The following is a 10,262-nucleotide window of genomic DNA, read 5'->3' on the forward strand; positions in this document are numbered from 1 at the left end:
GATTTTTTGAAAGAGGCTTCTTCTTTTTCTTCTAACAAATGTTGATTGGCATTTTGGACAATTCATAGATTTAGTTTTATTATTTATTTAGCTGATAATCACAAAATAAAATCATTTAGTTTAATCTAAAGTTAAAAAAATTATATTTTGTTGAAAATTAATTATGAAAAGTACTTTTTTATGCATAAAAAAACCGATACAATACGTATCGGTTTTATATTTTAAAATCACTGAGTGATTATCCTCCAAAGTCATCAAAACGAATGTTTTCGTCATCAAGACCAAAATCTTCACCCATTTTTTGTACTGCTTTGTTCATTAATGGTGGTCCACAGAAATATAATTCTAAATCCTCAGGACTTTCATGCTTAGATAAATATTGGTCTATTACAACTTGGTGAATAAACCCAACAAAACCATCTCCGCTTTCATCATTAATATCTTTTTTAACCTTCCAGTTATCTTCTTCTAATGGCTCAGATAATGCCAAGTAAAATTTAAAGTTTGGAAAGTCTTTTTCTAATGCTCTAAAGTAGTGAATGTAGAATAATTCTGCTTTAGAACGACCTCCGTACCAGTATGTTACTTTTCTACCAGTCTTTAAAGTTCTAAATAAATGATAAATATGTGAACGCATTGGTGCCATACCAGCTCCACCACCTACATATAACATTTCAGCTTCAGAATCATTAATAAAGAATTCACCATAAGGTCCAGAAATAGTTACTTTATCTCCTGGCTTTTGATTAAAAATATACGAAGATGCCACCCCTGGATTTACATCCATCCATCCACCTTTAGCACGGTCGAAAGGAGGTGTAGCTACACGAACATTTAACATGATTTCTCTTCCTTCTGCAGGGTAAGAAGCCATAGAGTATGCTCTCTCTACAGTTTCTTCATTCTTCATTACCAATGGCCTTAGGTTAAATTTATCCCAATCAGCCTCAAATTTATCAGGTTCACCTGGATGATCTTGTGGATGTGCAGAAATATCCATGTCAGCATATTTTACTTCACATGGTGGAATTTCAATTTGAATATACCCACCTGCTTTATAATCCATTTCTTCTGGAATCTCAACTACAAACTCCTTAATAAAGGTTGCCACGTTATAGTTTCTTACAACAGTTGCTTCCCATTTCTTAATTCCGAAAATTTCTTCTGGAATAGAAATATCCATGTCTTGTTTTACTTTTACCTGACATGCTAAACGAATACCGTGTTGTAATTCTTTACGTGTAAAGTGTGGTGTTTCTGTTGGTAAAGCTTCACCTCCACCAGAGTTTACGTGACACTCACATTGTACACAAGAACCACCACCACCACATGCTGATGGTAAGAAGATTTTTTCATTACCTAATGTAGATAATAAAGTTCCTCCTGATGGTACTTCTATTGTTTTTTCACCATTGATTGTAATTTTTACAGGTCCAGATGGTGCTAACTTTTGTTTTACAAATAATAATAACGCTACTAAAACTAAGATTACCGCTAAAAACGCTAATACTGTAATAGCAACTGTTCCTCCTGTGCTTACTTCTAAAAATACCATTATTCTGTAATTTCTTTAGTGTTATTAGCTAATTCTTCAGCTTTCTCTTCAGTTGTTTCAACTTTCTTCTCTTCTACTTCTTTCTTTTCAACCTGAACTGCTGTAGTTTCTTCTTTTTTACCTTCATCATCACCTCCTGTTAACATTCCACCGAAACTCATAAATCCGATAGCCATTAAACCTGTAATGATAAATGTAATTCCTAATCCTCTTAACGCTGGTGGTACAGATGAATATCTGATTTTTTCACGAATAGCTGCAATTGCTAAAATTGCTAAGAACCATCCGATACCAGAACCTACACCGTAAGTTAATGATAAACCTAATGTTGGGATTTCACGTGATTGCATGAATAACGATCCTCCTAAAATTGCACAGTTTACAGCAATTAACGGTAAGAAAATTCCTAAAGAGTTATATAATGCTGGCGCAAATTTTTCTACAATAATTTCTACCAATTGTACCATGGTTGCAATTGTTGCAATAAACATGATGAATGATAAGAAACTTAAATCATAGTCTGCATACTCAGCTCCTAACCACTTTAAAGCTCCAGGTTGTAATAAATACTGATCTAACAACCAGTTTACTGGTACAGTTACCGCTAATACGAAAATAACGGCTGCTCCTAAACCTACGGCTGTTGATACTTTTTTAGATACTGCAAGGTATGAACACATTCCTAAGAAGGTTGCGAATACCATGTTATCTATAAATATCGACTTGAAAAATAATTCTATATGTTCCATATTTTTATAGTATTTAGTATTGAGTAGTTAGTATTGAGTTTATTGATAGCATCTCAATTCTCATATCTAACGTCTCATTACTATTTTAATCTTCTACTAATGCTTTATTTCTTGTACGTTGTACCCAAATAATGATACCTACAACGATTAATGCCATTGGTGATAATAACATAAACCCGTTGTTTTCATATCCTAAAGCATACAATCCTGTTTTCTCGATAGGATCTCCTAATACTTTAAATCCTAATAAAGTACCAGAACCTAATAATTCTCTAAAGAAACCTACAATAATTAAGATTACTGCGTATCCTAAAGCATTACCAATACCATCTAAGAAAGATCTCCAAGGTCCGTTACCTAAAGCAAAAGCCTCAAAACGTCCCATGATAATACAGTTGGTAATAATTAACCCAATAAATACCGATAAGGTTTTACTTAAATCGTACGCAAATGCTTTTAACACTTGGTCTACAATAATTACCAATGTAGCTACTACGATTAACTGTACAATAATTCTAATTTTTGATGGAATAATATTTCTCATTAACGAGATTACCACATTTCCTACTCCTAATACAAATAATACCGATAAAGACATTACAATAGAAGCTTTTAACTCTGCCGTAATTGCTAATGCAGAACAAATACCTAATACCTGAATAGTAATTGGGTTATTATCTGCTAATGGATCAGTAATTAACGCTGCGTCTTTTTTTGATAAAAGTCCCATATTTATTTTAATGTTTTAAAGTAAGGTACGTATAAACCTAATTCGGTTTTAATCATTGCAGCTACCCCGTCTCCAGTAATAGTTGCTCCTGCAATTGCATCTACCTCGTTATCATTTTTATCTTCGTTCTTTGGATCATTGTTTGATTTAGAAACTGCAATTCCTTTAAAAGAACCGTTGTTCATTAAATCTTCTCCAATAAAATCATCCATAAAGTAACGTTGCTTAATGTTAGCTCCTAAACCTGGTGTTTCTCCTTTATGATCAAAGAAAACTCCTTGAACTACCATGTTTTTATCCATTGCAACGTATCCCCAAATAGCATCCCAAAGACCTTTACCTCTAATTGGTGCGATGTAAAATGTAGTTCCATCTTTTTCACCAACAAATAATGGTAATTTTCTTGTTTTACCTTCTTTAGCTGCTGTTTGTTGTTTTTTAACATCAATTAAATATGCGTTAGCATCTTCAGAAACGTTTTCTCCTTCGATTACTAATTGCTTTTTGATGTATTTAGCAAACTCATCTGCTACTTTATCTTTTGAAACAAATACGATACTTGTTTCATCGTTTTCGTTTACACCCATTGCATACAAAATGTTTTGTTGCTTTTCGATACGTTTGTTAGCATCGATTGTTGGGCGAAGTGATGACGCTGTAAAAGCTAACAACGCACCCACTACTAGTACCATTCCTATTGCGAATACTACCGTATATACATTACTATCTGTCTTCTTACTCATAATTAGGCAGTTTTAGCTTTTAAACGTTTTAATCTTCTCTTTACATTTCCTTGAACCACATAGTGATCGATAGTTGGAGCAAATACGTTCATTAATAAGATCGCTAACATTACTCCTTCTGGATATGCTGGGTTGAATACACGAATCATAATCGAGATAAATCCGATTAAGAAACCGTAAATCCATTTTCCTTTGTTAGTTTGTGCTGCTGTTACAGGGTCAGTTGCCATGTAAACCGCACCAAATGCAAAACCTCCAATTAATAAATGCTTCCAGAAATCTAAACTCATTAATCCGTAAAACTTACTCGTTTCACCAACCCATCCCATATCAACTACTTGGTTAAAGATGAATCCCATTACTAAAGCTCCGATTACTGAAGATAACATAATTCTCCAGCTTCCAATCTTTGTAAAGATTAAGAATAAAGCTCCTAATAAGATTAATAATGTTGAAGTTTCTCCTACTGAACCTGGAATAAATCCGAAGAACATATCAGAAACTGAATAACTAATTGGTTGTGATTGTGCTAAACTTCCTAAAACTGTTTCACCAGAAATTGCATCAGCAGTTCCAGCAGCTTCTACAGCACCGTGAACCCATACTTTATCTCCCGACATCCAAGTTGGATATGCGAAGAATAAAAACGCACGAATTGTTAACGCTGGATTTAAGATGTTCATTCCAGTACCACCAAATACCTCTTTACCAATTACAACACCGAAAGCTACAGCTACGGCTAACATCCATAATGGTAAGTCTACTGGTACGATTAACGGAACTAACATTCCTGTTACTAAGTAACCTTCTTCTACTTCGTGTCCTTTAATTACAGCAAAGATAAATTCGATTACTAAACCTACTAAATACGATACAATTACTAATGGTAAAATTTTAGTTAAACCAACTAGGAAGTTGTCCATATTCCAAAAGTCTCCACTAAAGAAAGACATTCCTTCAGTAAAGCCATTAATTGCAGCGTTGTGTTGATACCCTGCATTAAACATACCGAAAAGTAAACATGGTACTAATGCCATAATTACTGTATTCATGGTACGCTTTAAATCATCGGCTGCCTTGATATGAGTTCCTCCATGAGTAGTCTCATTTGGCAAATATAAAAAGGTGTGGATTGCGTTAAACGCAGGTGCCATCTTAGTACCTTTATATTTCTCTTTTAAATTATGTAAATTTTGTTTTAAGCCCATATCTTATCCTAATTCTTCTCTCATTAAATCTAATCCTTCACGAATTATTTTTTGGTGAGGTTGTTTCGATACACAAATAAATTCTGTTAATGCAAAATCTTCTGGTGCAATTTCATAAGCTCCTAATCCTTCCATTTCGTCAAGATCTTTATACATACAAGCTTTTAATAATTGCATCGGATAGATGTCTAACGGAAAAATTTCTTCATACGAACCAGTTACCACAAATGCTCTGTGTTCACCGTTAGTATTCGTATTTAAGTCATATTTTTTCTTCGGGTTTAACCAAGAGAATGTTAATGCTCTAGAAGTAGATATCTTATCAAAGATTGGCTTATTCCATCCGAAGAATTCATAATCATCTCCTTCTGGAATTGCAGTAATTATGTTGTCATAATATCCTAAAAAACCTTCTTGACCAACTTGTAAACCACTTAACACATTTCCACTAATAACACGTGCATTAGTAGTTTCTAAGTTTCCTTTAACAACATCAGCAATTTGCGCTCCTGCCTTAGCAGTTACGTATTGTGGTTTGTTAAATTTAGACCCTGCTAAAGCGATAGTACGTGTAATATTAAACTTACCTGTTAATAATAACTCACCAATAACAACTAAGTCTTGCGGTGTTACTACCCACACAACTTCTCCTTTATTAATAGGGTCAATTTGTGCAATTTGAGTACTTACATTACCTACAGGGTGTGGTCCAGAAACCTTATGTAATTCAACACCTTTTACTCCTTTAAATGGAGATAATGTTGAATTCGCCGCTACAGAAACATGAACTTTACCAGTAGTTAACTTTGTTAACGCTGTTAAAGCAGCTTGTAACTCAGCTTCTTTACCCTTCAAGGCATAATCATAATCAGCTGCTAAAGGCGCACTTGCATAAGCAGATACAAAAATAGCTTTTGGTGCTTGATTTGGATTTGCAACCACGTCGTACGGACGTTGTTTTACAAACGGCCAACAACCTGAAGCAAATAAGTGGTTTTTCACCTCTTCTCCAGACATTGCATCAACATCTTTTTTACCAAAATCTTTGTATTCCTGCTGTGCATCAGCAGTGATTTTAATTGCTAAAACTTTTCTTCGTGCTCCACGAACGATTTCCGTAACTTTACCACTAACTGGACTAGAGAATAAAATACGCTCGTCACTTTTCGCATGAAAAAGTGCTTCACCTGCTTTTACTTCTGTACCTTCTTTTGCTAAAATTTTAGGAATAACGCCGTGAAAATCATCTGGCTTTACTGCAAACACACCACCTAATGGAAGTTCGGTAGTTACCTGTTCTGCCTCGCCAACTAGCTTGATATCCAAGCCTTTCTTAATACGGATGTCTTTTGACATAGGAACTGATTAATTTGATTTTCTTAAAAACACGCAAATTTAAAAATTTTACCCCCCTTTACAGAACAAAACAATCCATATCTTTACTTTATCTTCTTATTTATATTTATTCTAAATAAAAACCTTGTCTTTGGCGTATATTTTGATATTTTTGTTAATTATGAAATTAAGAAACCTACTTATACTTGTTTTTTTCTGTGCTATTTCAAACTATGCTCAAAACATAAAAACAGTTCAACTACGTCCTAAGCACAATTCTGAACAATACGCACCAATTGTACGTTTAGGAGATGTTTTAAAACTATCTTTTGATGATTTAGAGGCTGATAGCAAACAATATCAATACAAAATTGAACACATGACACATGATTGGAAACCTAGCTCTATGACTAGCAACCAATACATTCAAGGTTTTGAGCAAAACGAAATCATCAATTTTTCAAATTCGTTCAACACACTTCAACCCTACACGCATTATTGGGTTGAAATACCGAATCAGAACACCATTATTACTAAAAGTGGCAATTATTTAATTTCTGTTATTGATGAAAATTACGAGGTTGTTTTCACCAGAAGATGTGTTTTTTACGAAGATATATCCACGGTAGGTGTCGCTGTTTTTAGAAGTAGAAATGCCTCAACAGCTAACCAACAACAAACTGTTCAATTTTCAATAAATCATCCGAACTTACAAATCAACAATCCTTCACAAGAAATTAATGTAACACTTTTTCAAAATCACAATTGGAACACCGCCATTAACAATTTACAGCCTGTTTTTACAAAACCTCATCAATTATTATACAACCACACTGTAGAAACTAATTTTTGGGCAGGTAATGAGTTTTTAAATTTTGACACCAAACACATAAGGAGTAGTAGTTTAAATGTTGCTAGAGTTACTCGTGACAATTTATATCACAGTTATTTATACACCGATGAACCCAGAGCGGACAAACCTTACACTTATAATCCTGATATTAACGGACAATTCGTAATAAGAACTACCGAACGTGATGCAAACAACGAACAAGATGATACCGAAGCTGATTATTCCTTAGTACATTTTTCATTAGATGCTTTTGAGCCTTACGAAAACAAAGACGTGTATGTGTATGGTGCTTTCAATAATTATAAACTATCCGAAGAAAACAAAATGACCTACGATTCTAGTCAAAGTATATACAAAGCTGTTTTACCTTTTAAACAAGGATTTTACAACTATAGTTACGCTACTTTAAACTCTAACAATTCTATAAACCTACATGAAATCGATGGTTCATTTTATCAAACTGAAAACGAATACACTGTGATTGTTTACTACAAACCTTTTGGTGAAATTTATGACAGAGTAATAGGTGTTGGCAACGGTTATTTTAATCAAAATAGGTAAGCCTTTACAATAAACATTGACTAAAAAGTGAAAAAGAACTATCTTTATCCTATGTTTCAACAAGTAACTAAGGGGATAAAAATTTCGGTAAAAACTTCTTTTAAGAATACCGTGTACAAGGGCTATCAGCAGTATTATGCCTTTAGCTACTATATCACTATTGAAAACAAATCGAAAGAAACGGTAAAGCTCCTTGAACGTTTTTGGGTAATTTTTGATGCTCTTAACAATACTGAATATGTAGAAGGTGAAGGTGTTGTTGGCGAAACCCCTATTTTACAACCAAACGATGTTTACAATTACAGATCTAACTGCTTTTTACTCTCTACAACTGGAGCCATGGGTGGCAACTACAAAATGATTAATACCAAAACCCTTGAAGAGTTTTTAGTAACCATACCTACATTTCAACTAACTACTACGCCTACTTTAAACTAAATGATTAAAAAAAATAAAGTTCCTGTCGTAAGAGATGCCAACTGCCTTAACTGCGGATGTCCTTTTACCAATAACGAGAAATTCTGCCCTGAATGCGGACAAAAAAACAGAGGTAAAAAAATTACCTTAGCAACCTTTCTCCGTGAACTTTTTGCAGGATTCTTCTCTTTAGATACTAAGTTTTGGAGAACCTTAATTCCTTTACTAATTAATCCCGGAAAGGTTTCAAAAGATTATATTGAAGGAAAACGTGTTCGATACACCAATCCGTTTCGATTTTATTTAGCCACAACAATTATTTTCTTTTTGATTCTGGGAGCAATTAACAGTTACGACCATTTTGAAAGACTTAGAAAAGGAACTCCTGAAAAATCATCTCCTATAAGTGTTAATAACGAAAATAATCAAGAAAAAATACTCAGCATTGGTCAATTACACGATTTAGTTTTTGGTGAAATAAAGATCAATCAAAAGAAATTAGATTCTTTAAATCAAAACAAAAAAGATTCGGTACCTCAACTGGACTCAATAGTTAACAATTACAACAATTCTACCTTTTATAAATTATCGAAGTTTGAAGAAAAAAATCCAACCCTTTCTTCTGAAAAATCTTTAGATAGTTTAGGTATTGAGAAAAACTTCAGCAACAGATTTTTGTATTCTAAGGTTAAGCTTGTAAACTCTTACCTTAGAAGTGATGAAGAGCATTCAAAATTTAACAAACAACTATATTCACACATTTCAATTTCACTATTTGTGCTACTTCCACTGTTTACACTCTTCTTGTCGTTTATATACATTAGAAGAAAATTTACCTACGTTGAGCATTTAGTATTTGTTTTTCATGTGCAAACCGTATTTTTCTTGCTTGCTAGTATTTTTTACATCATAGGCTTCATTAATAAAAGCAGTAATAATTTACCTACAATTTTTTCTATACTTTTTTTACTGTACCTTTTTATTGCAATGAAAAAGTTTTACGGTCAGTCGTTCTTTAAAACCCTCTTTAAATACTTTATCATAAACACCGTTTTTGTAACCCTGATGTTTTTTGGTATAGTAATCGTTTGGGCTATAACTTTTGCGCTGTATTAATTTTTAATTCAGCAGTTGTAAAAAGAAGTTTTTTGAAGTGTTTTTAAGTTTCACAGTTGCTTTTAACTGATTATTATTAACCACAGACAATTGTAACACCTGGACTTTATCTAGATAGTTGTTTTTAAAGGAATATATTCCTCTATCTTTTGCTTGGTATTGAGCTACATTAAATGAGAAATAAAACTTATCATCAAGTTTTTTAAACTCATTTAAAACTGGTTGTTTTTGCGAAGCGAATTGCACCCCACTCTCTTTACAAAAACTATACGTGGTAAATAAAGGCATTAAAGTTAATACTTCGTTATCATCCACTTGTTTGATTACCTCTTTTTCATGCAAATACTCACACAACCCTTCTCCTTCTGCGTTAAAAGTTACGTTGGGAGTTATCGTTTGTTGTATTTCTTTTTTCTCTACTTTGTTAAAGTCATCATCGTACTCATAAGTTACAATAGTATCTGATTTCTCAACAAAGGAAGAAAAGTTAAAATCCATCGCTCCATTCCATTTAGCAGCAATGGAATCTAATGATAATGTAGTTAGTTTTCTAAATTTTTCTGAAGTATTTTCAGGTAAAATTTTAGCTAGCTTTTTGGTGTTTAATTTCCCTGAAACAGTGGCGATAGCATCAACTTCAAAACCAGCTTTAAAAGGTAAGAAAATATCGCTATTTTCATTTAATTTCCCTTCAATACTCAACTGATCTTCACCAACCAAGACTTTGAAAAAACCTCCTTTATTCGTACTAAACGCTATCGGGCTTTTATGCTTTTTAATATTCGAAAAAATTTCAGCATCATCAGAAAAGTAATTCCCTTTATCAAGAGCCTTTATTAACTCATTAGAAACCTTAGCACTTTTATCAACCTTAAATAGTATTTGGACTTCGTTATTATTAACTACACAAGTAATTTGTTGTTTCCTGTAAATGGTAGTTTTACCTATGTTTTCTTCTTTAAATCCTGTTTCTTTTAAAACCTCAACAAAATCGT

At 33.1% G+C, this 10,262-nt stretch carries 10 protein-coding genes; 3 read left to right on the top strand and 7 right to left on the bottom strand.

The features are described from left to right. Window positions 1-238: 238 nt before the first annotated feature. The 6 genes from nqrF to OU788_RS06700 all read right to left on the bottom strand — a co-directional run bounded on the left by nqrF (window position 239) and on the right by OU788_RS06700 (window position 6,341). A complete protein-coding gene (gene nqrF / locus OU788_RS06675) occupies window positions 239-1,555 on the bottom strand; it encodes an NADH:ubiquinone reductase (Na(+)-transporting) subunit F (RefSeq protein ID WP_435254115.1) in 1,317 nt (438 codons plus the stop codon). Beyond that, a complete protein-coding gene (nqrE, locus tag OU788_RS06680; protein ID WP_028891370.1) occupies window positions 1,555-2,304 on the bottom strand; it encodes an NADH:ubiquinone reductase (Na(+)-transporting) subunit E in 750 nt (249 codons plus the stop codon). The genes nqrF and nqrE overlap by 1 nt, the downstream gene beginning before the upstream one ends. A gap of 85 nt (window positions 2,305-2,389) precedes the next feature. Further along, a complete protein-coding gene (locus OU788_RS06685; RefSeq protein ID WP_028891371.1) occupies window positions 2,390-3,034 on the bottom strand; it encodes an NADH:ubiquinone reductase (Na(+)-transporting) subunit D in 645 nt (214 codons plus the stop codon). Window positions 3,035-3,036: 2 nt separating this feature from the next. Next, a complete protein-coding gene (locus OU788_RS06690) occupies window positions 3,037-3,777 on the bottom strand; it encodes a Na(+)-translocating NADH-quinone reductase subunit C (protein WP_274634443.1) in 741 nt (246 codons plus the stop codon). A gap of 2 nt (window positions 3,778-3,779) precedes the next feature. Then, on the bottom strand, window positions 3,780-4,985 hold the full coding sequence (locus OU788_RS06695) for an NADH:ubiquinone reductase (Na(+)-transporting) subunit B (RefSeq protein ID WP_028891373.1): 1,206 nt from the start codon (window positions 4,983-4,985) through the stop codon (window positions 3,780-3,782). A 3-nt stretch (window positions 4,986-4,988) separates the two neighbouring features. Continuing rightward, window positions 4,989-6,341 (bottom strand): Na(+)-translocating NADH-quinone reductase subunit A, encoded by a 1,353-nt coding sequence (locus OU788_RS06700; protein ID WP_274634444.1) that lies wholly within the window; start codon window positions 6,339-6,341, stop codon window positions 4,989-4,991. Between the two features lie 160 nt (window positions 6,342-6,501). Between OU788_RS06700 and OU788_RS06705 the strand changes: the two genes are divergently transcribed. From OU788_RS06705 to OU788_RS06715, 3 genes are read left to right on the top strand one after another with little or no spacing between them, the layout of a single operon-like run. After that, complete coding sequence (locus OU788_RS06705; protein ID WP_274634445.1) at window positions 6,502-7,734, top strand: type IX secretion system plug protein; 1,233 nt, start codon at window positions 6,502-6,504, stop codon at window positions 7,732-7,734. Between the two features lie 51 nt (window positions 7,735-7,785). Next, complete coding sequence (gene apaG / locus OU788_RS06710) at window positions 7,786-8,172, top strand: Co2+/Mg2+ efflux protein ApaG (protein ID WP_274634449.1); 387 nt, start codon at window positions 7,786-7,788, stop codon at window positions 8,170-8,172. Next, entirely contained in the window at window positions 8,173-9,267 is a 1,095-nt protein-coding gene (locus OU788_RS06715; protein WP_274634446.1) for a DUF3667 domain-containing protein, read from the top strand. A gap of 3 nt (window positions 9,268-9,270) precedes the next feature. Here OU788_RS06715 and OU788_RS06720 read toward each other — a convergent pair. Next, window positions 9,271-10,262: hypothetical protein (locus OU788_RS06720; protein WP_274634447.1), on the bottom strand; the 992-nt coding region annotated here is incomplete at its 5' end.

The organism is Tenacibaculum sp. L6, assembly GCF_028823685.1.
Classification (GTDB): Bacteria; Bacteroidota; Bacteroidia; order Flavobacteriales; family Flavobacteriaceae; genus Polaribacter.

What these genes read in the sequence shown, in the direction of transcription:
- nqrE (WP_028891370.1), bottom strand. Translation starts at nt 2,304, where the DNA reads ATGGAACATATAGAATTATTTTTCAAGTCGATATTTATAGATAACATG.
- OU788_RS06705 (WP_274634445.1), top strand. Translation starts at nt 6,502, where the DNA reads ATGAAATTAAGAAACCTACTTATACTTGTTTTTTTCTGTGCTATTTCA.
- OU788_RS06700 (WP_274634444.1), bottom strand. Translation starts at nt 6,341, where the DNA reads ATGTCAAAAGACATCCGTATTAAGAAAGGCTTGGATATCAAGCTAGTT.
- OU788_RS06715 (WP_274634446.1), top strand. Translation starts at nt 8,173, where the DNA reads ATGATTAAAAAAAATAAAGTTCCTGTCGTAAGAGATGCCAACTGCCTT.
- nqrF (WP_435254115.1), bottom strand. Translation starts at nt 1,555, where the DNA reads ATGGTATTTTTAGAAGTAAGCACAGGAGGAACAGTTGCTATTACAGTA.
- apaG (WP_274634449.1), top strand. Translation starts at nt 7,786, where the DNA reads ATGTTTCAACAAGTAACTAAGGGGATAAAAATTTCGGTAAAAACTTCT.
- OU788_RS06695 (WP_028891373.1), bottom strand. Translation starts at nt 4,985, where the DNA reads ATGGGCTTAAAACAAAATTTACATAATTTAAAAGAGAAATATAAAGGT.
- OU788_RS06685 (WP_028891371.1), bottom strand. Translation starts at nt 3,034, where the DNA reads ATGGGACTTTTATCAAAAAAAGACGCAGCGTTAATTACTGATCCATTA.
- OU788_RS06690 (WP_274634443.1), bottom strand. Translation starts at nt 3,777, where the DNA reads ATGAGTAAGAAGACAGATAGTAATGTATATACGGTAGTATTCGCAATA.